At 73.8% G+C, this 23,490-nt stretch carries 21 protein-coding genes and 5 pseudogenes; 14 read left to right on the plus strand and 12 right to left on the minus strand.

What is annotated here, in order from left to right; translation table 11 throughout:
* The 4 genes from JNW87_RS14960 to JNW87_RS14975 form a co-directional block, all read left to right on the plus strand.
* Positions 1-680 (plus strand): DUF3152 domain-containing protein (locus JNW87_RS14960; RefSeq protein ID WP_238453877.1); only part of this gene is annotated, 680 nt, incomplete at its 5' end.
* A gap of 228 nt (positions 681-908) precedes the next feature.
* Complete coding sequence (locus JNW87_RS14965; protein ID WP_238453878.1) at positions 909-1,661, plus strand: DUF3152 domain-containing protein; 753 nt, start codon at positions 909-911, stop codon at positions 1,659-1,661.
* Between the two features lie 69 nt (positions 1,662-1,730).
* Positions 1,731-2,951: an adenylyltransferase/sulfurtransferase MoeZ gene (moeZ, locus tag JNW87_RS14970; RefSeq protein ID WP_201749528.1), complete on the plus strand. Its 1,221-nt coding sequence runs from the start codon at positions 1,731-1,733 to the stop codon at positions 2,949-2,951.
* Between the two features lie 121 nt (positions 2,952-3,072).
* On the plus strand, positions 3,073-3,978 hold the full coding sequence (locus tag JNW87_RS14975; protein WP_236647386.1) for a squalene--hopene cyclase: 906 nt from the start codon (positions 3,073-3,075) through the stop codon (positions 3,976-3,978).
* A gap of 12 nt (positions 3,979-3,990) precedes the next feature.
* On the opposite strand, the gene JNW87_RS14980 is transcribed toward JNW87_RS14975, so the two are convergent.
* Together JNW87_RS14980 and proB are read right to left on the minus strand one after the other, a co-directional pair.
* A complete protein-coding gene (locus JNW87_RS14980; protein ID WP_109800817.1) occupies positions 3,991-5,232 on the minus strand; it encodes a glutamate-5-semialdehyde dehydrogenase in 1,242 nt (413 codons plus the stop codon).
* Positions 5,233-5,284: 52 nt separating this feature from the next.
* Complete coding sequence (gene proB / locus JNW87_RS14985) at positions 5,285-6,394, minus strand: glutamate 5-kinase (RefSeq protein WP_201749529.1); 1,110 nt, start codon at positions 6,392-6,394, stop codon at positions 5,285-5,287.
* A 61-nt stretch (positions 6,395-6,455) separates the two neighbouring features.
* On the opposite strand from proB, the gene JNW87_RS14990 reads away from it, so the two are divergent.
* The 6 genes and pseudogenes from JNW87_RS14990 to JNW87_RS15015 all read left to right on the plus strand — a co-directional run.
* Entirely contained in the window at positions 6,456-6,767 is a 312-nt protein-coding gene (locus JNW87_RS14990) for an MGMT family protein (RefSeq protein ID WP_109800819.1), read from the plus strand.
* A gap of 32 nt (positions 6,768-6,799) precedes the next feature.
* Positions 6,800-8,190, plus strand: a pseudogene (locus tag JNW87_RS14995) (MFS transporter).
* Between the two features lie 27 nt (positions 8,191-8,217).
* Positions 8,218-9,694: pseudogene (locus tag JNW87_RS15000) on the plus strand (pyridoxal phosphate-dependent decarboxylase family protein).
* Positions 9,695-9,883: 189 nt separating this feature from the next.
* Complete coding sequence (locus JNW87_RS15005; RefSeq protein WP_161557985.1) at positions 9,884-10,096, plus strand: hypothetical protein; 213 nt, start codon at positions 9,884-9,886, stop codon at positions 10,094-10,096.
* Between the two features lie 260 nt (positions 10,097-10,356).
* On the plus strand, positions 10,357-11,064 hold the full coding sequence (locus JNW87_RS15010; protein WP_238453879.1) for a carbohydrate ABC transporter permease: 708 nt from the start codon (positions 10,357-10,359) through the stop codon (positions 11,062-11,064).
* Positions 11,065-11,354: 290 nt separating this feature from the next.
* Positions 11,355-11,588, plus strand: a pseudogene (locus JNW87_RS15015) (carbohydrate ABC transporter permease); the annotation flags it as partial.
* A 54-nt stretch (positions 11,589-11,642) separates the two neighbouring features.
* On the opposite strand, the pseudogene JNW87_RS15020 reads toward JNW87_RS15015, so the two are convergent.
* From JNW87_RS15020 to JNW87_RS15070, 10 genes and pseudogenes are all read right to left on the minus strand, one after another.
* Positions 11,643-12,389 (minus strand): annotated as a pseudogene (locus JNW87_RS15020) (ADP-ribosylglycohydrolase family protein); the annotation flags it as partial.
* Between the two features lie 26 nt (positions 12,390-12,415).
* On the minus strand, positions 12,416-13,909 hold the full coding sequence (tnpB, locus tag JNW87_RS15025; RefSeq protein ID WP_238453880.1) for an IS607 family element RNA-guided endonuclease TnpB: 1,494 nt from the start codon (positions 13,907-13,909) through the stop codon (positions 12,416-12,418).
* A gap of 110 nt (positions 13,910-14,019) precedes the next feature.
* The gene (locus JNW87_RS15030; protein ID WP_201749515.1) at positions 14,020-14,388 is read right to left on the minus strand and encodes a VOC family protein; all 369 of its coding nucleotides are present in this window, start codon (positions 14,386-14,388) and stop codon (positions 14,020-14,022) included.
* A 36-nt stretch (positions 14,389-14,424) separates the two neighbouring features.
* Positions 14,425-15,428: pseudogene (locus tag JNW87_RS15035) on the minus strand (methionine synthase).
* A 480-nt stretch (positions 15,429-15,908) separates the two neighbouring features.
* The gene (gene mnmA, locus JNW87_RS15040; RefSeq protein ID WP_238453881.1) at positions 15,909-16,982 is read right to left on the minus strand and encodes a tRNA 2-thiouridine(34) synthase MnmA; all 1,074 of its coding nucleotides are present in this window, start codon (positions 16,980-16,982) and stop codon (positions 15,909-15,911) included.
* Positions 16,983-17,018: 36 nt separating this feature from the next.
* Positions 17,019-18,194, minus strand: coding sequence for a cysteine desulfurase family protein (locus JNW87_RS15045; RefSeq protein ID WP_238453882.1), 1,176 nt, complete (start codon positions 18,192-18,194; stop codon positions 17,019-17,021).
* A 356-nt stretch (positions 18,195-18,550) separates the two neighbouring features.
* A complete protein-coding gene (locus tag JNW87_RS15055) occupies positions 18,551-19,510 on the minus strand; it encodes an electron transfer flavoprotein subunit alpha/FixB family protein (RefSeq protein WP_109800614.1) in 960 nt (319 codons plus the stop codon).
* A gap of 11 nt (positions 19,511-19,521) precedes the next feature.
* Positions 19,522-20,301: an electron transfer flavoprotein subunit beta/FixA family protein gene (locus JNW87_RS15060; protein WP_109800615.1), complete on the minus strand. Its 780-nt coding sequence runs from the start codon at positions 20,299-20,301 to the stop codon at positions 19,522-19,524.
* 385 nt (positions 20,302-20,686) lie between these two features.
* Positions 20,687-21,091, minus strand: coding sequence for a hypothetical protein (locus JNW87_RS15065; protein ID WP_238453883.1), 405 nt, complete (start codon positions 21,089-21,091; stop codon positions 20,687-20,689).
* 2 nt (positions 21,092-21,093) lie between these two features.
* Positions 21,094-21,891 carry a GNAT family N-acetyltransferase gene (locus JNW87_RS15070; RefSeq protein WP_109800617.1) on the minus strand — a complete coding sequence of 266 codons (798 nt, stop codon included), beginning with the start codon at positions 21,889-21,891 and terminating at the stop codon, positions 21,094-21,096.
* A 41-nt stretch (positions 21,892-21,932) separates the two neighbouring features.
* On the opposite strand from JNW87_RS15070, the gene JNW87_RS15075 reads away from it, so the two are divergent.
* The 4 genes from JNW87_RS15075 to JNW87_RS15090 form a co-directional block, all read left to right on the plus strand.
* The gene (locus tag JNW87_RS15075) at positions 21,933-22,319 is read left to right on the plus strand and encodes a YidH family protein (protein ID WP_109800618.1); all 387 of its coding nucleotides are present in this window, start codon (positions 21,933-21,935) and stop codon (positions 22,317-22,319) included.
* Positions 22,316-22,615, plus strand: a complete 300-nt coding sequence (locus tag JNW87_RS15080) for a DUF202 domain-containing protein (protein ID WP_109800619.1) — start codon at positions 22,316-22,318, stop codon at positions 22,613-22,615. The genes JNW87_RS15075 and JNW87_RS15080 overlap by 4 nt, the downstream gene beginning before the upstream one ends.
* 28 nt (positions 22,616-22,643) lie before the next feature.
* The gene (locus JNW87_RS15085) at positions 22,644-23,054 is read left to right on the plus strand and encodes a PLD nuclease N-terminal domain-containing protein (RefSeq protein ID WP_109800620.1); all 411 of its coding nucleotides are present in this window, start codon (positions 22,644-22,646) and stop codon (positions 23,052-23,054) included.
* 38 nt (positions 23,055-23,092) lie between these two features.
* Positions 23,093-23,490, plus strand: a 398-nt coding sequence (locus JNW87_RS15090; RefSeq protein WP_238453884.1) for a winged helix-turn-helix domain-containing protein, incomplete at its 3' end; no start/stop codon positions are given.

Raw genomic sequence — 23,490 nt, forward strand, 5'->3', positions numbered from 1 at the left:
GCCGCGCTCGCGCCGCCCCCGTCGCCGTCCGGCCGGCCCCTGCCCGAGCCACGTCGACCGCCGCCGAGCCGGTGCTCGAGCCTGCCGGCCCGGTGCCCTTCGGCGGGCCGGGCAGCTTCGGGTACGACGACCGCCCGGGCGGGGTGCTCGGGCGGTCGGGCACGCTGGGGCGCTTCCGGGTGGCGGTGGAGAACGGTTCCGGGGAGGACGTGCACGCCTTCGGCGACGCGGTGCAGACGGCGCTCGCGGGTCCGGGGAGCTGGGTGGACAGCGGTCAGCTGCGGTTGCAGCGGGTGTCGGCGGGTGTCGGCTACGACTTCACCATCTACCTCGCGACGGCCCGCACGGCGGGTCGGATGTGTCTGGCCGGGGGCACCGACATCCGGATCGGTGGGCGCCCGTACACCTCGTGCCGGGCCCCGGGCAAGGTCATCATCAACCTGGACCGCTGGCGGCTGTCCGTGCCGCACCTGGTGAAGGCCGGGTTGCCGCTGGAGCGCTACCGGCTCTACGTGATCAACCACGAGGTCGGCCACCAGTTGGGGTACCACCACGAGCGGTGCCCGGGCGCGGGCCGGCCGGCGCCGGTGATGCAGCAGCAGACGCTCTTCCTGAACGGCTGCACGCCCAATCCCTGGCCGTACGTGGCGGGGCGGCGGTACACCGGACCGCCGGTGTGATCGTCCCGAAGACAGTGGTGGGACGGGTTTTGCGCCAAGAGTGGTGAACCCGGCCGGATGCCCGGAATCGCATGGGACGCTGGGGTCATGACGCCGTCGTCCCCTTACGACCCGCCTGCCGAGCCCGACCGCGGCCCGGCCCGTCCCGCTGGCCCGGCCCGGCTCGACTTCGGCCGTCCGCCGGCGGCGACCGGTCACCCGGCGCCGGTCCGACCGACGAGGCGTCGGATGCGGGGTCGCCGTCGGCGCACGCTCCTGCTGCTGGTCGCCCTGCTGGCGGTGGCCGGCACGGCGGCCGGCCTGACCGAGCTCACCCCCCGACCGGCGGACCAGCGACCCGCGGCCGCCGGGAATCCACGGCCGGCCAGCGGGCTCGGTGCGGAACCCCGGGGGGAGCCCGGCCGGTACCCGACCGAGGCCTCCGGCAGCTTCGCCGCCGCCGACGGCCGCTCCCCGGTACGCGGCTACGGCGGCCCGCTGCGCCGCTACCGGGTCGCCGTCGAGCAGGGCGCCGGGCAGGACGTGGACGCCTTCGCCGCGACCGTGGACGAGGTGCTCGGCGACCGGCGCAGCTGGATCGGCTCCGGCGAGCTGCGGGTGCAGCGGGTGGCCGAGGAGGCCGACGCCGACTTCACCATCTACCTGGCCACCCCGGCGACCTCGGAGCGGATGTGCGCCGACGGCGGGCTGACCACCGAGCGGTACACCTCCTGCCGGCTTCCCGGCCGCGTGATCATCAACCTGGCCCGGTGGATGGAGTCGGTGCCCGACTACGGCGCGCCGTTGGTGGTCTACCGCACCTACGTGATCAACCACGAGGTCGGGCACGAGTTCGGCGAGGTGCACCAGGCCTGCCCCGGGCCGGGCGAGCCGGCCCCGGTGATGCAGCAGCAGACGTACGGGTTGGACGGCTGCGTCGCCAACGCCTGGCCGTACGTGGACGGCTCCCGCTACTCCGGCGAGCCGGTCGACGGCATCTGACTATTCCCGCTCCCGCATGTCGGGCGACGTGTCCCTCCTCATGGCCGACCGGTGCTCCGCCGAGCGACAATGGCGCGGTTCACCAACGCCGATCCCGGGGAGTCCACCGTGTCGTTGCCCCCGCTCGTCGAGCCCGCCGCCGAGCTGACCGTTGACGAGATCCGTCGCTATTCGCGCCACCTGATCATTCCGGACGTCGGGGTCGAGGGGCAGAAGCGGCTGAAGAACGCCCGGGTGCTCTGCGTCGGCGCCGGCGGTCTCGGCTCGCCGGCCCTGATGTACCTCGCCGCCGCCGGCGTCGGCACGCTCGGCATCATCGACTTCGACACCGTCGACGAGTCCAACCTCCAGCGCCAGATCATCCACGGCGTCTCGGACGTCGGCCGGTCCAAGGCCGAGTCCGCCGCGGCGTCGATCCGCGAGATCAACCCGCTGGTCCAGGTGGAGATCCACAACACCGCGCTGGACCGGGAGAACGTCAGGGAGATCTTCTCCCAGTACGACCTGATCGTCGACGGCACGGACAACTTCGCCACCCGCTACATGGTCAACGACGCCGCGGTGCTGCTCGGCAAGCCGTACGTCTGGGGCTCGATCTACCGGTTCGACGGTCAGGCGTCGGTGTTCTGGGCCGAGCACGGCCCCTGCTACCGCTGCCTCTACCCGGAGCCCCCGCCGCCCGGCATGGTCCCGTCCTGCGCCGAGGGCGGCGTCCTAGGCGTGCTCTGCGCCTCGATCGGCTCGATCCAGGTCAACGAGGCGATCAAGCTGCTCACCGGCATCGGCGAGCCGTTGGTGGGCCGGCTGATGGTCTACGACGCCCTGGAGATGGAGTACCGCAAGATCAAGGTTCGCAAGGACCCGAACTGCGCGCTCTGCGGCGACAACCCGACGGTCACCGACCTGCTGGAGGACTACGAGGACTTCTGCGGCGCAGTCTCCGAGGAGGCGCAGGAGGCGGTGGTCGACTCGACCATCACCGCGCTGGAGCTGAAGGAGTGGCAGGACGCCGGCAAGGACATCTTCCTGGTCGACGTCCGGGAGCCCGCCGAGTACGAGATCGTGCGGATCCCCGGCTCGACGCTGATCCCCAAGGGCGACATCCTCTCCGGCGAGGCCCTGGTGAAGCTCCCGCAGGACAGGCAGATCGTGCTGCACTGCAAGTCCGGGGTCCGCTCCGCGGAGGCGCTCGCCGCGCTGAAGACGGCCGGCTTCCGCGACGCCGTGCACGTCCAGGGCGGCGTGCTCTCCTGGATCAAGCAGATCGACCCGTCGCTGCCCGCGTACTGAGTCGTCGGTCGAAGGGGCCCTTCCGCTGCCGGGAGGGCCCCTTCGCGTACCCGCCGGGGCCGGGCCACGTCGGCCGAGCTACCGAGGGCGTAACCGCGTTTGCGCCGGTAGCGTTGCCTTCGTGGTCGACTTGGACGCCGCGATCGGCTTCGTCGTGGCTCATGGTGACGCGGTGGACCGCGCCCGCCTCTCCCGGCTGCGCACCGGCACGCCGGTGCCGGTCGAACTGCTCGACGCGGCCGAGGCCGGGCAGGCGTCGGGTGGCGGCTGGCCGGCCACCCTGGGCAGCGACGTCGCCTCGATCGACGCGACCTGCTTCCGCCTCGGCGAGCTGGACGACCTCGGCGCGCTCGGTCGCCCGGCGGCCCGGCACGCCCTCGACTGGCTGGCCGTCCGGCAGCGCCCCGACGGCGGCTGGGACGAGGACCCGGCGCTGGCCGGGTTCGCCCCCGAGTGGGCCCGCCCCGGCGACCCGGAGGCCCAGCTCTACCTCACCGCCAACGCCGGGTTCTGGCTGACCGTCGCCGGGTTGGACGCCCGCGCCGCCGGCCCGCTCGACCATCGCGTCGGCGGGGCGTACGCCGGGGTGGTGCAGGCCGCGGCGCAGGCGGTCGCCGTGCAGCTTGCCCCGGACGGGAGCTGGCCGTCGTTCCTTCCCGCCGGCTGGCTGAGCGCGGCGGTGCTGCACCGGCAGCAGATGTACTACGAGTCGGCGCGGATCCAGGCGGTGCTGGCCGAACGGATCCCGGAGATGTCCCCGGCCGACGTGGCGTGGCTGGCCGCGACGCTGCGCCGGGTCGAGGTGGGCGAGGAGCAGTGGCTGCTGGTGTCGGCGCGCAAGCGGCTCGCCGAGACGCAGCGCAGCGACGGCGGCTGGGACAGCGACGACGGCCACCAGTTCGACGTGCACACCACCCTGCGGGCGATCCGGGCCTGCCGGCCGGCGGTCCCGGCCGTCGTGCCGGCGCAGCGCTCCGCGACCCCGGCGGACCCCGCGCCGCCGCAGGCCGCCCAGCCGAGCGGCTGAGCGGCGCCGCAGTCAGCGCAGGTGCCCGTCCCCGGTGACCACGTACTTGGTGCTGGTCAGCTCGGGCAGCCCCATCGGGCCGCGGGCGTGCAGCTTCTGGGTGGAGATGCCGATCTCCGCGCCGAAGCCGAACTCGCCGCCGTCGGTGAACCGGGTGGAGGCGTTCACCATCACCGCCGCCGCGTCGACCCGGGCCACGAACTCCCGGGCGGTGGGCTGCGAGTCGGTGACGATCGCCTCGGTGTGGCCGGTGCCGTACCGCCGGATGTGCGCGACCGCCGCGTCCAGCGAGTCGACCACGGCGACCGAGATGTCCGCGGACAGGTACTCGGTGGCGAAGTCCTCCTCGGTGGCCGGGACGACCGCGGCGGAGTAAGCGGCGACCCGGACGTCGCCGTGCACGGTCACCCCGGCGTCGGCGAAGGCGGCCAGCGCCGGCGGCAGGAACGCGTCGGCGATCCCCGCGTGCACTAGCAGCGACTCGGCGGTGTTGCAGGTGGACAGGCGCTGGGTCTTGGCGTTCAGGGTGACCGCTACCGCCTTGCCGACGTCGGCGGCGGCGTCCACGTAGACGTGGCAGTTGCCGACCCCGGTCTCGATCACCGGCACCGTCGACTCCTCGACCACGGTCCGGATCAGCGACGCGCCCCCGCGCGGGATCAGCACGTCGACCAGGCCGCGGGCGCGCATCAGCTCCTTGACCGAGTCGCGCGAGCCGGCGTCGAGCAGTTGCACCGCGTCGGCCGGTAGGCCGGCCCCGGCGACCGCGTCGCGGAGCACCGCGACCAGCGCCGCGTTGGAGTGGGCGGCCGAGGAGGAGCCGCGCAGCAGCGCCGCGTTGCCGGACTTCAGGCAGATCCCGGCGGCGTCCACGGTGACGTTCGGACGGGCCTCGTAGATGATCCCGACCACCCCGAACGGCACCCGGACCTGCCGCAGCTCCAGGCCGTTGGGCAGGGTCGAGCCGCGGACCACCTCGCCGACCGGGTCGGGCAGCGCGGCCATCTGGCGCAGCGCGTCCGCGATGCCGGCCACCCGCCCGGGGTCGAGCGCCAGCCGGTCCAGCACGGCCGCGGTCAGGCCGGCCTCCCGCCCGGCCGCCAGGTCCGTCGCGTTCGCGGCGAGGATCTCCGGGGTACGCGCCACCAGCGCGTCGGCCATCGCGGCCAGCGCGGCGTCCTTGACCGTACGGGTGGCGACGGCCAGCGCCTCCGCCGCGTCCCGGGCCCGCCGGGCCTGCTCGACGACGCTCATCCTGCACTCCTCGGGTGTCGGTAGGGGATCCCGTGCGGCACGGGGTTCCGGTTCACAGCAGCACCAGGTCGTCGCGGTGGACGACCTCCCGTTCGTACGCCGGGCCGAGCGCCGCGGCGAGTTCTCCGGTGGAGCGGCCGAGCAGCCCGGGCAGCTCCACCGCGTCGTAGTTGACCAGGCCGCGGGCCACCGGGGCGCCCTCGGCGTCCACCAGGTCGACCGGGTCCCCGGCGGTGAACGCGCCGTCCACCGCGGTGATCCCGGCTGGCAGCAGCGACTTGCGCCGGCCCACCACGGCCTGCACCGCCCCCGGGTCGAGGTGCAGCCGCCCGCGCGGGGTGGTGGCGTGGGCCAACCAGAACAGCCGGGCGGCCGGGCGCTGCCGTTCGGGGTGGAAGAGCGTGCCGACCGGCTCGCCGGCCAGCGCCTGGGCGGCCAGCGGGGCGGCGGTGAGCACCACCGGGATGCCGAAGCCGGTGGCGATCCGGGCCGCCTCGACCTTGGTCACCATGCCGCCGGTGCCCACCCCGGCGCGGCCGGCGCCGCCGACGTCGATGCCGGCCAGGTCGCCTTCGCAGTGCACCTCGCCGATCCGCGCGGTCTGCGGCCGGGACGGGTCGCCGGTGTAGAGGGCGTCCACGTCGGAGAGGAGGACCAGCAGGTCGGCGTGGACGAGCGCGGCCACCAGCGCGGCGAGGCGGTCGTTGTCGCCGAACCGGATCTCCTCGGTGGCCACCGTGTCGTTCTCGTTGACGATCGGCACCGCCCGCAGGTCGAGCAGCTTGCGCAGGGTCCGGTACGCGTTGCGGTAGTGCACCCGCCGGGTCACGTCGTCGACGGTGAGCAGCACCTGCCCGACGGTCAGGCCGTGCCGGGCGAAGCTGGCCGCGTACCGGCCGATCAGCAGGCCCTGGCCGACGCTGGCGGCGGCCTGCTGGGTGGCCAGGTCGCGGGGGCGCCGGGCCAGCCCGAGCGGGGCGAGGCCGGCGGCGATCGCGCCGGAGGAGACCAGCACCACCTCGCGGCCGTCGGCGGCGAGCGTGCCGAGGGTGTCGACCAGCGCGTCGACCCGGGCGTCGTCCAGCCCGCCGGCCGAGGTGGTCAGCGAGGATGAGCCGATCTTGACGACGATCCGCCGGGCCGCCGTGACTGCTTCGCGCACCCGACCATTCTGCGCGGTCGGGTCCGCCGCACCGATCGGCGTTCCCATATCGTGGCTGGCCGTGACACCTGACGAGTACGTCGAGGCGGTGCTGGACCTGGTCGAGCGGATCCCGCCGGGCCGGGTGATGTCGTACGGGGCGGTCGCGGACGCGCTCGCCGAGCGCTCGGGGCGGGCATCGGCGCGACTGGTCGGCTCGATCATGGCGCGGTACGGGGGCGGGGTGCCCTGGCATCGGGTGGTGAACTCGGCCGGGCGGCTGCCGCCGGGGCACGAGGTCGAGGCGCGGGCCCGCCTGCGGGCCGAGGGTTGCCCGCTGCGCCCGTCCGGGGTGGACATGGCGGCGGCCTGGTCGCCGGAGGAGGGGATGTGACCCGGGCCATAACGTGAGTAACATTCGGCCCCATGGACGCGACGGGGCCGACCGGGCGGCTGCCCCGCCGGGTGCACGCCGGCTACGCACTGGGCTCGCTGGTCACCGGCGCCTTCGGCACCGTGCCCGGGCTGCTGCTCCTGCCGTACCTGACCGACACGCTGGGCGTCGCCGCGGGCGTGGCCGCCCTGCTGGTGCTCCTGCCGAAGGCGTGGGACGTACTGGTCAACCCGGTCGCCGGGCGGATCTCCGACCGGACCCGGTCGAGGTGGGGCGCCCGCCGGCCGTACCTGCTGCTGGGCGGGCTCGCGCTGGCCGTGCTCTTCGCCGGGATCTTCGCCGCGCCATTCGGCGCCGGGCCGGCCGCCGGGGCGTACGTGGCGGTGGCGTTCCTGGCCACCGCGACCGCGTTCGCCTTCTTCCAGGTGCCGTACGTGGCCATGCCCACCGAGCTGACCGGCGACTACGCGGAGCGTACCCGGCTGATGAGCTGGCGGATCGCGGTGCTGGCGCTGGCCATCCTGGTCTCCGGGGCGGTGGCCCCGGCGGTGGTGACCGCCGGCGGCGAGGGGGTGGCCGGGCACCGCTGGATGGGGCTCTTCGTGGCCGCGCTGATCGTGGCCGGCGCGGTCGGCGCGTTCCTCGGCACCCGCGCCGCGCCGACCGGCACGGTGGGGGAGAGCGAGCCGAGCCTGCGCGCCCAGCTCGCGGTCGCCGGCCGCAACCGGCCGTTCCGGGCCCTGCTGGCCTGCTTCGTGGTGCAGTCCGCCGGGGTGGCCACCGTGCTGGCCGGGGTGAGCTACTTCGCCGACCAGGTGCTGCGCGACCCGGAGACCGGGCCCACCCTGCTCTTCGCCTGCTTCGTCGGGCCGGCGCTGCTGGTCATGCCGCTCTGGACCCGGGTCGCGCCCGGGTGGGGAAGCTCGCCGCCCTGGTCGCCGCGTCGCTGATCTTCGCGGCCGGCGCGCTGGCCCTGGTCGCCGCGCCGGTGCTGCCGGCCGTCGGGGTCTACCTGCTGGTCGCGCTGATCGGCGTCGGCTACGCCGGCCAGCAGGTCTTCGCGCTGGCCATGCTGCCGGACTGCATCGCCTACGACACCGCGCGCACCGGCCGCCGCCAGGCCGGCGTCTTCACCGGCCTGTGGACCGCCGGGGAGACTGTCGGCCTGGCCCTCGGCCCCGGCCTGTACGGCCTGGTCCTCCAGGTCTCCGGCTACGTCTCGTCCTCGACCGGCCTCGCCGCCGCCCAGTCCGCACCGGCCCGCCTCGGCGTCCTCCTCGGCTTCACCGTCCTGCCCGGCCTCCTGGTCGGCGCGGCCGTGCTCCTGCTGCGCCCCTACGACCTCACCGCCTCCCGCCTTGCCGCCGCCACCCCCACCCGCCCCGCCGACCACGGCGTCGTGGTGGGGGAGGAGAGCCGCTGACCGTCAGAAGAAGGGCGCCACCAGGCCATGATCGACAACAGGGCGGGCGCGTTGCCCGTCGAGGGAGTGCCCGCCGAGCGGGTGCTCGACGAGATCCGCGGCTTGCGGGGGCTGGACCGGCCCACGCACGGGGGGCGGCTGTTCGCGTACGTGTACGACCCGGGGGTGCCCGGGCTGGACGAGCTGGCCCACGCCGCGTACGCCGGGAGCGCGCACGTGAACGGGCTCGACCCGACCGCCTTCCCGTCGCTGCTGGCGATGGAGAACGCCCTCGTCGGGGCGGCGGCCCGGCTGCTCGGCGGCGGGCCGGGCACCAGCGCGCCGGACGTCGTCGGCAGCGTCACCAGCGGCGGCACCGAGTCGCTGATCCTCGCCGTGAAGGCGGCCCGCGACGCCCGGCCGGAGATCGCCGAGCCGCGGATCGTGGTGCCGGTCAGCGGGCACGCGGCGTTCGCCAAGGCGGCCCACTATCTGCGGGTGGCCCTCGACCCCGTGGCTGTCGACCCGGCCACCCTCCGCCCCACCGTTGCCGACGTGGCCGCCGCGATCCGCCCGGAGACCGTGCTGGTGGCCTGCTCCGCCCCCTCGTACGCGCACGGCGTGGTCGACCCGGTCGCGAGATCGCGGCGTCGCCGCGGCGGCCGGGGCGCGCTGCCACGTGGACGCCTGCTTCGGCGGCTGGACGCTGCCCTGGCTGCGGCGCCTCGGCGCGCCGGTGCCGCCGTTCGACTTCGCCGTCGACGGGGTCACCTCGATCTCCGTCGACCTGCACAAGTACGCGTACGCCCCGAAGGGGGTGTCGGTGCTGCTGCACCGCGATCCGGGGCTGCGCGCATCCCAGTACTTCGCGTACGCCGACTGGCCCGGGTACACGATGGTCAACCCCGTGATCGCCTCCACCCGCTCCGGCGGCCCGATCGCCGCCGCGTACGCCACGCTGCGGCACCTCGGCGAGGACGGCTACCTGCGGCTCGCTGCGCTCACCCGGGACGCGGTGGCCGGGCTGGCCGACGCGGTGCGCGGGGTGGACGGCCTGCGGCTGATGGCCGAGCCGGAGTCGAGCGTGGTCTGCTTCACCAGCACCGATCCGGGGCTCGACCTGTTCGTGCTGGTCGACGAGCTGACCGCCCGGGGCTGGCACACCCAGCCCCAGCTCACCTACGCCGGCCTGCCGGCCAGCGTGCACCTGACGGTGACCGCGGCGGTGGCCCCCCGGGTGGCCGAGTTCGGCCCCGACCTGGCCGACGCGGTCGCCGCGGCCCGGGCGGCCGGTCCGGTCCAGCTCCCGCCGGAGCTGCTGGCACTCGCGGGCAGCCTCACCCCGGAGGCCCTCACCCCCGAGCTGATCGCCGGGTTGGCCGCCGGGCTCGGCCTCGGCGGCGGCGCCGGGCCCCTGCCGGACCGGATGGCGATGGTCAACAACCTGCTCAACGTGGCCCCGGTGCGGTTGCGGGAACGGCTGCTGGTGGAGTTCGTCGGACTGCTGCAACGCCCGACCTGGTGACCTTGCGCCGACGGCGAGGCGGAACCGACCCGGTTCCGGGCCCTCGATCCGTTTGCGATACGCGACACAACCTGACGGATGTATCAATCGACATAAGTATCGACATTACTGGATAAATGGAGGTTATCCGGCATCCGCCCGCTGCATAGCGTTCCTGTCATCGGAACGACCAACACGGGAGGAACCCACATGAACCTTCGGAAGATCGCGATTGCCGCAGCGGTGAGCCTCGCGGGCCTGGCCCTGGGCCTCGGCAGCGTGACGGCTGCGGTCTCGGCGATCGGCCCGGGCCCCGGCGTCGCCGACCCCATCGGCCCCGGCCCCAGCGTGGTGACGGCGATCGGCCCGGGCCCCAGCGTCGCCGACCCGATCGGTCCCGGCCCCAGCGTCGCTCAGCAGTGACGAGCCGCGTCACCCGGCCGGGGAGGACGCCCCGGCCGGGTGACGCGTCGTTCAGCTCGCGTCGGCCGCCGTCACGTTGAACGTCGCGGCGTTGTCCGCCGGGTCGGCGTCAGCCACCGCGATGGAGTCCCACCGCGTGCTGAGCTCGAACGTGACGCTGCCCAGGTCGCCGGCGGTGGACCGGCTACCTCAGCCTCACCGACGCCGAGGGCTCCGTCCGCGCCGAGAGCGAGTTCGTCGGCTTCCGCAACTACCTCGACGTGCTGTCGGACACCGAGCGGTTCTGGCCCGCCGTCGGGCGGACCGCCACGTTCACCGTCGTCGCGCTGCTCTTCGAGGTCGTGCTCGGCATGGCGGTCGCGCTGCTGCTGTGGCGGCCGTTCAAGGGGCAGAAGTGGGTCCGGGTGGCCATCCTGATGCCGCTGGTCGCCACCCCGGTCGCCGTCGGCATGATGTGGCGGCTCATCTTCGACCCCAACATCGGCCTGGCCAACCAGGTGCTCGGCTGGGTCGGCATCGGACCGCAGCCGTGGCTCGCCGGCCAGCACTCCGCGCTGCCCACCACCATCTTCATCGACGTCTGGCAGTGGACGCCGATGGTGGTGCTGATCCTGCTCGCCGGGCTCACCTCGCTCTCCGACGAGCCGCAGGAGGCGGCCCGGATCGACGGTGCCAGCACCTGGCAGCGCTTCCGGCACGTCACCCTGCCGCTGCTGATGCCCACGGTGATCGTGGCGATCCTGCTGCGCGGCATCGACGCGCTGAAGACCTTCGACATCCTCTACGCCACCAAGGGTCGCGGCGGCGGTTCCTTCCACGAGGTGGAGACGCTCAACGTGTACGCCTACGGCCTCAGCTTCGACTACAACGAGTACGGCGTCTCCTCGACCGTCCTCATCATCTTCTTCCTGATCATCATCGGGTCGATGTGGGCGCTGACCGCCCGCCGCAAGGAGGCGCACCGATGAAGCCCCGTCCCGCGTACCGGGTGTTCCGGGTGGTGGCGCTCGCCGTCGTGGTGCTGTCGCTGCTCGCGCCGCTGCTCTGGATGGTCGCCGCGTCGTTCAAGACCAATGTCGACATCTACGACACCGGCAAGGCGCTGGTCTTCTCGCCCACCACGGACAACTACGTCACCGTGCTCAAGCAGGCGAACTACGTCCAGTTCATCGGCAACAGCCTGTGGGTGGCCTTCGCCGCGACGGTGGCGTCGCTGCTCCTGGGCGTGCCGGCCGCGTACTCGATGAGCCGGTTCAACATGCGCAAGTCCGCGCTGGTGGTGCTGATGGCCCGGGTCATCCCGGGCGTCTCGCTGCTGGTGCCCTGGTACTACGTCTTCTCCAACCTGAAGATGGTCGGCGGCTTCGGCGTGCTGATCCTCAGCCACATGTTCGTGTCGCTGCCGCTGGTCGTCTACATCATGATGGGCTACTTCGACGGCCTGCCGGAGGAGCTGGAGGAGGCGGCGCTGGTCGACGGGCTGACCCACATCGGCGCGTTCCGGCGGATCACGCTGCCGCTGTCGGTGCCCGGCATCGCCACCGCCGTCGTCCGGTGCGGCCGCCGCAGCGTCGAGGCGCGCGAGGGCGCCCAGGCACTCGTCCCAGCCCCGGGCGATGAACTCCGTCGGCGTCGCCACCCCCGGGCGCTGCCAGAGGTCGCCGAGCCAGTCCGCCCGGTAGACCGACGCCTGCGCACGGGCCCGGGCGGTCAGCAGCCCGGGCAGGTCGGCCGGCGCGGCGCCGTCGCGCAGCAGTCGGACCGCGTACGCGGTCAGCTCGCTGGCCGCCAGGCCGGTGGGGTGACCGTGGGTCAGGCCGGCCTGGAGCTGGGCCAGCCCGGCGAGCGTGTCCAAGTCGACGTCGAGGAGGCCGATCGGGGTGACCCGCATGTTCGCGCCGCAGCCCTTCGAGTCCGCCACCGTCGCCTCCTGCCAGCGGGTGCCCCGAGCGAGCTCGGCGCAGGCCCGCAGGCAGGTCATGCCGGGTGCGCGGTTGTTGTCCGGACTGGCCGCCCAAGCCAGGAAGCGCCGCCGCAGCAACGGCTCGACCGCCTCCGCGGTGAACGCGGGCGCGTCGTGCAGCGCCCACGCCACGGCGAGGGCCATCTGGGTGTCGTCGGTGACCAGCGCCGGGTCACCGGCCAGCTCGCGGGGGCCGGCCGGGCCGTACCGGCGCTCGATCTCGGCCACGGTGAGGAACTCGGTCGGCTTGCCCAGGGCGTCGCCGTAGGCCAGACCGAAGAACGAGCCGGAGGCCCGGCGGAGCGAGGTGTCGATCACGGTGACGATCATGCCCCGTGCCCGCAAGCCGTTTCCTCTCATGATGCGTGGGTGAGCTCATGATTGGATGTCCTACCTTGCGGTGGGACGGTCCCGGTGTTACCCGCGGTGGCGGTGCCGGGTTGACGTTTCACAGCCACCGGCCCGCCGGGGCGGGTCTTACGGTCGGCTCCACGTCCGTTTCGCGTCTCCGGGCCACTCCCGGCGACGGTGGCCGCCAGGGCGGCCAGGTTCCGTGCGGCGTTGACGTCCCGGTCCAGGACGAGGCCGCAGGTGGTGCAGGTGTAGGTGCGCTCGGACAGGGCGAGTTTGGTTTTCACTACGCCGCAGCTCGAGCAGGTTTTCGAGGACGGATACCACCGGTCGGCCACCACCAGCCGCCCGCCATTCCATCCCGTCTTGTAGGCCAGTTGCCGCCGCAGTTCGGCGAACCCGGCGTCGGCGATGCGCCGAGCCAGCCGCCGGTTGGCCAGCATCCCGGCCACGTTGAGGTCTTCCACCACCAGCGTGCCGTACTCGGCGGCGAGCCGGGTGGTCAGCTTGTGCAGACCGTCGTGGCGCAGATGAGCGACCCGGGCGTGCGCCCGGCCGAGCCGGACGCGCGCCCGTTCCCACCGCATCGACCCACGCCGACCGGTGCGCCGGTCAGGGCCGACCCGGCGAGACACGCGCCGCGAAAGACGCCGCATCCGGCGGGCGGCAGCGTCCAAATGGCGCGGGTTGGGCTCCACCTCACCGGTGGACAACACCGCCAGATGCGACACACCCAGGTCCACACCGACCGTCGCATCCGGGCAGGCCGGCACACCCTGGACGCGCTGCACCGTACAGGTGAACGACACATACCAGCGCCCGCCGTCACGGCGCACCGTCGCCGACACAATCCGGGCGGTGCCCGCCTCCAGCCGGCGGGCGAGCTTCCGGGCGGACTCGTGCAGCTTCAACCGGCCCAACCGGGGCAACACCACATGCCTACGGTCCGGCTCCACCCGGATCGCCCCGGTGGTGAACCGCACCGACGGGGTCGACCGGCGCCGGGACTTGAACCGCGGGAACCCCACCCGCCGCCCGGCACGCTTACCGGTGCGGGAGTCCGACCAGTTCTTCAACCCCCGGGCCAGCGCGTCCAGGCCCGTGTTGAACGCCTCCTTGGAGCACTCGGCCCACCACGGCGCCACATCCGACTTCGCCTGATTCCACGCTCTACGCAGCGCCGGCAGAGACCAACCAATCGTGGGAGTGAGGTGCTCGTCGGGGATGCCGTACGTGCGCTCAGCGGCCCGCTGATCCATCACCGCCTTGACCCGGGCCAGCGCCCAGTTGTGCGCCACCCGCGCCGCCCCCGCATGCGCGAGCACCGCCCGCTCCTGCCGGGGTGTCAGGTCCAACGCGAACCGGTACGCCTGCACCACACTCAACCGCTCCCGGCCCGCCACGCCCAGCACCGTAACCACCCGGTACGACGTAAACCCGCAACCACCAACGCCACACCCCCACGGCACCGAGCCGCCGACCGCCTGATCCCCCTTCACCGGTGCACCGCCCACCCCGCAAGCCACTCTTGTAAGGTCAACAACGCATACCAACGCATACTCAATCGGCAACAGTTGACACTCCGCCAGGTCGGGCGGATGACCGCGGGTCAGTCCCAGCAGAGGCAGAACGGGTGCCCGGCCGGGTCGGCGTACACCCGGAAGCCCTCCCCCTCGCCCGGCAGTCGCCGGGCGCCCAGGGCCAGCGCCGCCTTCTCGGCGGTCTCGATGTCGTCGACGGTGACGTCGAGGTGGAACTGCTGGGGCCGCTCCGGGTCGGGCCAGGCCGGCGCGCGCAGGCCGGGCGCCCGCTGGAAGGCGAGCCTCGGCAGGTGACCGGGCGGGCCGCCGAGCACCACCCAGTCGTCACCGTCGGAGTTGTCCTCGATCAGCGGCAGGCCGAGCAGCTCGGCGTAGAAGCCGGCCAGGGCCCGCGGGTCGGGGCAGTCGATCACCACGGAACGCAGCTGTCCAATCATGGCGGTCATCCTGCCCCACAGGTACGACGGAAAACCTCACTCCTCGTACAGCCGGCGGCCGGCGTCCGGCAGGCGGTGAGGACCGCGCGGGCGTAGCCCGGGGTGGCCCCGGCGAGGCCGCAGGCCGGGGTGACCACCACCTGCTCGGCGAGCCGACGGCGCGGGAAGCCGAGGCGGTCCCAGAGTTCGCGTACCCGGTCGGCGACCTGGGTGGACGTCGGCGCGCGACCGGCGGGCGGCGGCAGGGTCGGCGCGGCTCCGGCCAGCAGCCCGAGCCCCGCGTCGATCGCCTCGCCGAGCGGATCCAGGTCGGTGATCAGGCCGACGTCCAGCGCCACCCCGACCGCCCCGGCGGTCCGGATCAGCTCCAGTGGCACGTCCGGGGCGCAGCAGTGCACCACGGTCGGCACCCCGGCCGCCTCGATGACCGTGCCCAGCAGCGTGCGGGCGACCTCGGACTCCACGGCCCGGTGGGCGCCGAAGCCGCTCTCGGTCGGCACCCGACCGGCCAGCACCGCCGGCAGGGACGGCTCGTCGAGCTGGAGCAGCACCGACGCGCCCGGCAGCCGCCGGCGTACCGCCTCGACGTGCCCGCGCAGCCCCTCGGCGAGCGAGCCGGTGAGATCCCGCACCGCGCCGGGATCGCGCAGCAGCTTGCCGCCGATCGGCAGCTCCAGCGCGGCGGCCAGGGTGAACGGGCCGCCGGCCTGCACCTTGACCGGTCCGGCGTACGCCTCGGCCTGCTCGGCGAGCTGGTCGAGGTCGCGTTCCATCAGGTCACGGGCGCGCCGCAGGTCCTTGCCGGGGCGCGGGGCGATCCGCCAGCGGGCCGCGTACAGCTCGACGGGCAGCTCGACCAGCAGGCCGCCGGTGCGGCCGATCAGGTCGGCGCCCGGACCGCGGGCGGGCAGCTCGGGCAGGTGGGGAAAGGCGGGCAGCTCACCGAGCACGATCCGCTGCGCCTCGGCGATGTCGGTGCCGGGCAGCGAGCCGATGCCGGTCGCCGCCCCGGCGGGCCAGGGCCATGCGTGATCAGTCACGCGCGAAGACTATCCGCTGCGCCGGCCCCTGCCCGACGGGACGGCGCTCCCCGCCGGATGCTCGCCTCTACCGGGCGACGGCGGCCCCTGCCGCATGCTGGCCCCGGCCGGCAAGGTCCCTGCGAACCAGCACGACGGCCGGCAGGTCCGGGGCCGGCAGCATCGCCAGCCACGCCATGAAGCTGATGACGTCAACGGATCGGCCGTCCTCAACTACTCGGCGGAGAATCTGTCGCCGCGGGTCGCATCCCCGGGTCTGATTCAGCTACGACATCAGCTTCGTAGCGTGGTGCGGGGGTATCCCGCCGGGCGGTGGGCGCGCATCGGCGTCGCCGATCGGCCCGGTGACGGGCCGCCGCCCGACCGCCAAAGCCCGGAGCGAGGTATCGCCGCCCGGAACAAGGCGCCGCGGGTCGGAGCAAGGCGCCGCAGGGCGGCACCCACCTCGATGGCCGTCCGGGGCAGCCGGCCCGGAGGCGGTCAGCCGGTGATGGTCGCCGAACCCAGCACCACGTCCCCGGCCGGGTCCGGCCGGTACGCCACGATGGCCTGGCCGGCGGCGACCCCGCGGACCGGGCGGCGCAGCTCGGCGGCGAGCCCGTCGGCGGAGACCTCGACGGTGGCGGGCACCACGTCGCCGTGCGCCCGCAACTGCACCTCGCACTCCACCGGCGCGGTGGGCCGCTCGCCACCCGTCCAGACCGGCCGGGTCGCCCGGACCTCGGAGACCTCCAGCGCCTCGGCCGGGCCGACGGTCACCGTGTTGGTCTTCGGGGTGATGGAGAGCACGTAGCGGGGCCGGCCGTCCGGGGCGGGCCGGTCCAGGTGCAGGCCGCGCCGCTGGCCGACGGTGTAGGCGTACGCGCCGGTGTGGCTGCCCACCACGGCGCCGCTGACCGCGTCGACCACGTCGCCGGGGGACTCGCCGAGCCGCTGGGCGAGGAAGCCGCGGGTGTCGCCGTCGGCGATGAAGCAGATGTCGTGCGAGTCGGGCTTGTCGGCCACCGCGAGGCCGCGCCGGGCGGCCTCCGCGCGGACCTCGGCCTTGGTGGAGTCGCCGAGCGGGAAGATCGACCGGTCCAGCTGCGCGCGGGTCAGCACCGCGAGGACGTACGACTGGTCCTTGGCCACGTCGACGCTGCGTCGCAGCAGGCGGTCGGGGCCGAGGCGGGCGTGGTGGCCGGTGACCACCGCGTCGAAGCCCAGGGCCACGGCCCGGTCCAGCACCGCGGCGAACTTGATCTTCTCGTTGCAGCGCAGGCACGGATTCGGGGTACGACCGGCGGCGTACTCGGCGACGAAGTCGTCCACCACATCCTCATGGAAGCGGTCGGCCATGTCCCAGACGTAGAACGGGATGCCGATGACGTCGGCGGCCCGCCGGGCGTCCCGGGAGTCCTCCAGGGTGCAGCAGCCGCGGGCGCCGGTGCGGTAGGTCTGCGGGTTGCGGGCCAGCGCCAGGTGCACCCCCGTCACGTCGTGCCCGGCCGCCACCGCCCGCGCCGCCGCCACGGCCGAGTCCACCCCGCCCGACATCGCCGCCAGAACCCTCACCAGCCCACTCCCTTCACCCCACCGAGCGTATCCGGGTCAGCGCGGGGTGCGGAGGGCGGCGGCCCGGCGGGCCCGGTCCACCGCCGCCGGGAGGGCGGCGATGAGGGCGTCGACGTCCGCGCGGGTGCTGGTGTGGCCGAGGGTGAAGCGCAGCGAGGAGCGGGCCCGGTCGTCGTCGGCGCCCATCGCCAGCAGCACGTGCGAGGGCTGGGCCACCCCGGCGGAACAGGCCGAACCGGTCGAGCAGGCGATGCCCTGCGCGTCGAGGAGCAGCAGCAGCGCGTCGCCCTCACAGCCCGGGAAGGAGAAGTGCGCGTTGCCGGGGAGGCGGGCGACCGGGTCGCCGTTGAAGATCACCTCGGGCACCGCCCGCCGGACCCGCTCGACCAGCTCGTCGCGGAGCGCGGCCACCCGGGCGGCGTACTCCTGCTGGCCCTTCACCGCGGCCTCCACGGCCACCGCGAACGCCACGATGCCGGCGGTGTCGAGGGTACCGGAGCGCACGTCCCGCTCCTGGCCGCCGCCGTGCAGCAGCGGGGTGGCCGCGACGTCCCGGGCCAGCAGCAGCGCACCGACCCCCGCCGGGCCGCCGAGCTTGTGCCCGGTCACGGTCAGCGCGGCCACGCCGCTCGCGGCGAAGTCCACCGGTACCTGGCCGACGGCCTGGATGGCGTCGGTGTGGAACGGCACGCCGTGCTCGGCGGCGACCGCCGCCAGGTCGGCCACCGGTTGCACGGTGCCCACCTCGTTGTTGGCCCACATCGCGGTGACCAGGGCGACCCGGTCGCCGTGCGCGGCCAGCTCGGCGCGGAGCCGCTCCGGGTCGAGCCGGCCGGCGGCGTCGACCGGCAGCCAGCCCACCTCGGCGCCCTCGTGCCCGGCCAGCCAGTCCACCGCGTCCAGCACCGCGTGGTGTTCGACCGCGCTGGAGACCACCCGGACCTGGTCGCCGCGGGCCGCGCGACGGGCCCAGAAGATGCCCTTCACCGCGAGGTTGTCGCTCTCCGTGCCGCCCCCCGTGAAGATCACCTCGGAGGGACGGGCGCCGAGCACGGCGGCCACCCGCTCGCGGGACTCCTCCACCCGCCGCCGGGCACGCCGGCCCGCCGCGTGCAGCGACGACGCGTTGCCGACCTCGCGGGCGGTGGCGACGTACGCCTCGAGTGCCTCGTCCAACATCGGGGTCGTCGCCGCGTGATCCAGGTAAGCCATCACCGTTCAGCCTAACGGCCGAGACCGGACCCGCCGGATGCCGGAGTGCCGCCGCGAATCTCCCGAGGGTTCCGGGGTACTCAGAGGTCCGGCTGACCGATCCCGAGACGAGGCGGATGTTGGCGGTCGGTACGCTGGGACGTACTCGGTGGTCGACGTCTCCGCCGAGCAGTGCGACAACGAGCCCGCCCACTCCGGCGACAGTTTGCTGAGGGGCACCTTGACGGGCTGATCGGCGGGCCGGCTCAGCTCCCCGGCCCGCCGATCAGCTCCCTTCCGCCGCAGGGAAGGGCCGCAACACGCGAGAGAGCCGCCGCCCGGAACCTCGGACGGCGGCTCTCTCGTGACCGTGCAGATCACTTGCGCTTGCGGATCTCCTCGGCGGCCTGCGGGACGACCTTGAACAGGTCGCCGACCACGCCGAAGTCGGCGAGCTCGAAGATCGGAGCCTCGCCGTCCTTGTTCACGGCGACGATGGTCTTCGAGGTCTGCATGCCGGCCCGGTGCTGGATCGCGCCGGAGATGCCCAGCGCGACGTAGAGCTGCGGGGAGACGGTCTTACCGGTCTGCCCGACCTGGAACTGGTGCGGGTAGAAGCCGGAGTCGACGGCCGCGCGGGACGCGCCGACGGCGCCGCCGAGCAGGTCGGCCAGCTCCTCGACCAGCTTGAAGTTGTCGGCGTTGCCGACACCCCGACCGCCGGAGACGACGACCGACGCCTCGGTCAGCTCGGGGCGGGAGCCCTTCTGCTCGGCGACCCGGTCGACGACCTTGGCCAGCTTGTCGGCGTCGGTGACGGCGACGGTGAGCTGCTCGACGGCCGGGGTGGCCGGGGCCGGGGTCGGGTTGACCGAGTTCGGCCGGACGGTGACCAGCGGCAGGCCCTTGGTGACCTTGGACTTGACGATGGTGGAGCCGGCGAAGGCGACCTGGGTCGCGGTGCCGTCGGCGTCGAGGCCGACCACGTCGGTCAGGATGCCGTTGTCCAGCTTGACGGCCAGCCGGGCGGCGATCTCCTTGCCCTCCTGGGCGGAGGCGAGCAGCACGGCGGCCGGCTGCACCCGCTTGACCAGCTCGGCCAGCACGGTGGCCTTCGGGGCCACCAGGTAGCCGTCGATCTCCGCGCCCTCGGCGGCGTAGATCTTCTCCGCGCCGTACTCGCCCAGCTTGGCGCTCAGCGCCTCGGCGGCGCCGGAGCCGCCGAGCACGACCGCGCTGGGGGTGCCCAGCTCGCGGGCGAGGGTGAGCATCTCCAGGGTGACCTTCTTGACGCCGAATTCCTTGGTGGCTTCGACGACGACGAGAACCTCAGCCATGTCCAGACCTCTCACACGAACTTCTCGGTGGCGAGGAACTCGACCAGCTTGACGCCGCCCTCGCCCTCGTCGGTGATCTTGGCGCCGCCGGAGCGCGGCGGGCGCTTGGTGTGCTCGAGCACGGCGCTGGTCGCGCCGTCGAAGCCCACCTCGGTCGGGGCGACGCCGAGGTCACCCAGGGAGAGCGTCTGCACCGGCTTCTTCTTGGCGGCCATGATGCCCTTGAAGGAGGGGTAGCGCGGCTCGTTGATGGTGTCCCAGACGGAGACCACGGCCGGGGTCGAGGCGGTGACCACCTCGTAGCCCTCCTCGGTCTGCCGCTCGACGGTCAGCGTGGCGCCGTCGACGGTGAGCTTGCGCGCGCCGGTGAGGGCGGCGACGCCGAGCCGCTCGGCGATCATGTGCGGCATGACCTGGACCCGGCCGTCGGTGGACTCGGCGCCGCAGATCACCAGGTCGGCGTTGAGCTGCCCGAGCGCGGCGGCGAGCACCTTCGAGGTGGCCACGGCGCAGGACCCGTGCAGGGCGTCGTCCACGACGTGCACGGCCTTGTCCGGACCCATGGAGAGCGCCTTGCGGATCGATTCGGCCGCCCGGTCCGGACCCATGGTCAGGATGGTGACCTCGCCGCCGTGCGCCTCCTTGATCTTCAGCGCCTCTTCGATGGCGTACTCGTCCATCTCGTTGATGACGTTGTTCGCCGAGCCGCGGTCGACGGTGTTGTCGTCAGAACGCAGGTTGCGGTCCGCGCCCGAATCGGGCACCTGCTTGACGAGTACGACGATGTTCATCGCGCTTCGACGACCCTCCTGTTTGGTGTTGCGATCACTCGCCCGGTCTCGGGCGCAGCCTCCCGCGTGACTTGACGGTCGGTCAACCGCGGGCTGCTGTGCAGTTGCCCACGGCGCAATGTTACCCGCAAGTAGCATCGCCCTCCCGGGGCCTCAGAGTGACACAGCTCACCGAGGACCGCAGCGACGGGTAAACTCCCGAATCGGGAGGTGACGGAAATGTCCGAGATCAGCGGTACGACGGGTCGACGCCGAGCGGAGGGCGCGGAGGGCGCCCGGCGATCCTGCCGCCGGATGCTTCCCGACACCTACCGCTGCGCCTGCGGACGGGTCCGGGACCGCTGCGTCCGGAGCACCGTCCGCGCCCTCTGGTCCGTGGCCGCGGTCAGGCCGGCCCATCCAGCGCGGCCCTGATCCGGTCGATGACCGCCGCCTCCGCCGGCGCCACCCCCCGGTGCGCGTCGGCCACCCGGCCGGCCGCGGTCAGCACCACCGAGCGGTACGCCTCGACCTCCTCCGGCGACTTCTCCCGCAGGATCGCCACCGCCCGGGTCAGCGCGGGCAGCACCACCGCCTCGATCTCCAGCGCGGAGTCCCGGGGCAGTTGCGGCAGCGGGCCGACGCTGAGCGCCTCCTTCACCACGTCGCCGCCGTCGGCCAGCGCGCCGGACGCGGCCATGCTCTCCCGGATCATCGCGAACATCCCGGCCTCGGCGTTCGACACCAGGAAGACGGCGCCGAACGCCCCCGTCTTCAGGGTGAGCCGCTCGTCCGCCGTCAACCGCTCCATGATCACGGAGTGTAGACGTACGGGGTCGTCGTGGTGACCGCTACGAGCCCGAGCCGCTCCAGGATCGGCCGGCTGTCCTCCGAGCAGTCCACCTGGAGCAGCGTCCGGCCGCGCTGCTCGGCCAGCCGCGCCCGGTGCGCCACCAGCGCCCGGTAGATGCCCTTCCGCCGCCACTCGGGCAGGGTCGAGCCGCCCCAGAGGGTGCCGAAGCCGGTGTTGGCCGGGTAGCGGATCCAGCCGGCGCTGACCACGGTCTCCCCCGCCTCGGCCACCACGATCGCGATCGACTGCGGATCGGCCTCGATCTCCTTCGCCAGCCCGGTCACCAGGTGGCTCCGGTCGCTGTGCCAGACCGCCTCCTCCATCGCGGCGATCCGCAGGAGGTCCTCGTGGGAGGCGACCTCGCGCAGGCGTACCCCGGCGGGCAGGACCGGGACGGCGCCCGCGAGGGCCGCGACCGGCCCGACCACGACGGTCTCCTGGTCCTCGGGGACGAAGCCGGCGCCGCGCAGCCGGTCACCCAGGTCGGCCGGCTCGTCGTGGCCGTTGAGCTTCCACTCCACGCCCTCGCCCCGGGCCCGGAAGAACTCCACCTGCCGGGCGATCAACACGTCCAGCTCCGCGCCGGCCAGCCCGTCCAGGGTGCGGTAGGTGAGGAAGCCGCGCTGGTCCAGGCCGAGGATCCGGACCAGCGGGCCGTCCCGTTCGACGGTCACCCCGGCGGGCAACGGATCCGGGATCTCCGGACGGAGCTGGCTGTCGTAGGCGTCGCGCAGGGTCCGCGCGTCAAGATCGGTCATCCCCCCAGGCTATTCATCGGGCAAAGCGGATAATCGACGACGTGTGGGAGGTGATCAGGCGGTGGTTCGACCCGCGTGAGATGCGGTCGGTGGGCAGCCGGCCCGACTACCGCTTCTCCCTGGCCAACGAGCGGACCTTCCTGGCCTGGCTGCGCACCGGGCTGGCGCTGATCGCCGGCGGGCTGGCCGCCGCCCAGTTCCTCCCGCCGCTGCCGGTGACCCACCTGCGCGAGGTGATCGCCATCGCGCTGCTGCTGCTCGGCGGGGCGGTCGCCGTCCGGGCGGTCGACCACTGGGCGCGTACCGAACGGGCCATCCGGCTCGGCGAGGAGCTGCCGGCGTCCCGTTTCCCGGCGGTGCTGGCCCTCTGCGTCGCCCTCGGCGCCCTGCTGCTGGTGATCGCGGTGCTGGCCCGGGCGCTCGGGTGACCGGCGACCCCGGGCTGCAGCCGGAGCGGACCCGGCTGGCCTGGCGCCGCACCCTGCTGGCGTTCACCGCGGTCGCCGTGCTGATGGTCCGGCTCGCGCTCACCGGCGACCTGGCCGGCGCGCTGCTGGCCGGCATGGCGGTGGTGGGTTGGCTCGGCACTCTCGCCCTGAACTGGCGCCGGGCCACCGGCGCCGGGCCGCGCCGGGCCCAGCGCTGGTCGTTCCCGCTGACCGCGCTGGCCGCCGCCGGGTTCGCCGCGCTCGGCGTGCTGATGGTGGTACGCGGGCTGCGCTGAACGGCATCGGTGGTCCATGATGTCCGACATGGTTCGCCTGTACGGGCTTCTCTTCCTGGCCGAGGTCGTGCTCGGCATCTGCGCGCTGATCAGCTGCCTCTCCGCCGAGGAGGGCGAGATCCGCGCCCTGCCCCGCATCGCCTGGGTGCTGATCATCCTGATCTTCCCGCTGGTCGGGTCGATCGCCTGGTTCGTCGCCGGTCGAGAGTCGGGCCCCGGCCGCGCCCGGACCGCCTGGCCGATGGGCAACGGCTTCTCGGAGCGGGACCGGGGTCGCCGGCAGGTGGCGCCGGACGACGACCCGGCGTTCCTGTCGTCCCTCGGGGAGCGGTCCCGGCAGCAGGATCAGGAGCTCTTCCGCCGCTGGGAGGACGACCTGCGCCGCCGCGAGGAGGAGCTGCGCCGGCGGGACACCGAGCAGGACCGCCCGGAGGTCTGAGCACCGGGCCGTGGCCGCGGCCGGGCAGAATCGACGGCGTGCAGATCTGCCTGCTCGGGCCGCTGGAGGTCCGCGCCGACTCCGGTACGCCGGTCGAGGTCGGCGGCGCGCGCCCGCGCCGGCTGCTGATCCTGCTCGCGCTGGAACCCGGCCGGACGGTCTCCGTGGGCCGGCTGGTGGCCGGGGTTTGGGACGGCGAACCGCCGACCGGCGAGGCCAACGCGCTCCAGGCCCTGGTGTCCCGGCTGCGCCGCGCCGCGCCCGGGCTGCCCGTCGAGGCCCGGCCCGGCGGCTACCGGCTGGACGTCCGCCCCGACGACATCGACCTGCACCGCTTCGAGGCGGAGGTCACCGCAGGCCGCGCGTGGCTGGCCGAGGATCCCGCCGTCGGCTGCCGGCGGCTCGCCGACGCGCTCGCGCTGTGGCGCGGGCCCGC

The sequence above is a fragment of the Micromonospora sp. ATA51 genome, from assembly GCF_016802855.1.
GTDB lineage: Bacteria > Actinomycetota > Actinomycetes > Mycobacteriales > Micromonosporaceae > Micromonospora > Micromonospora sicca.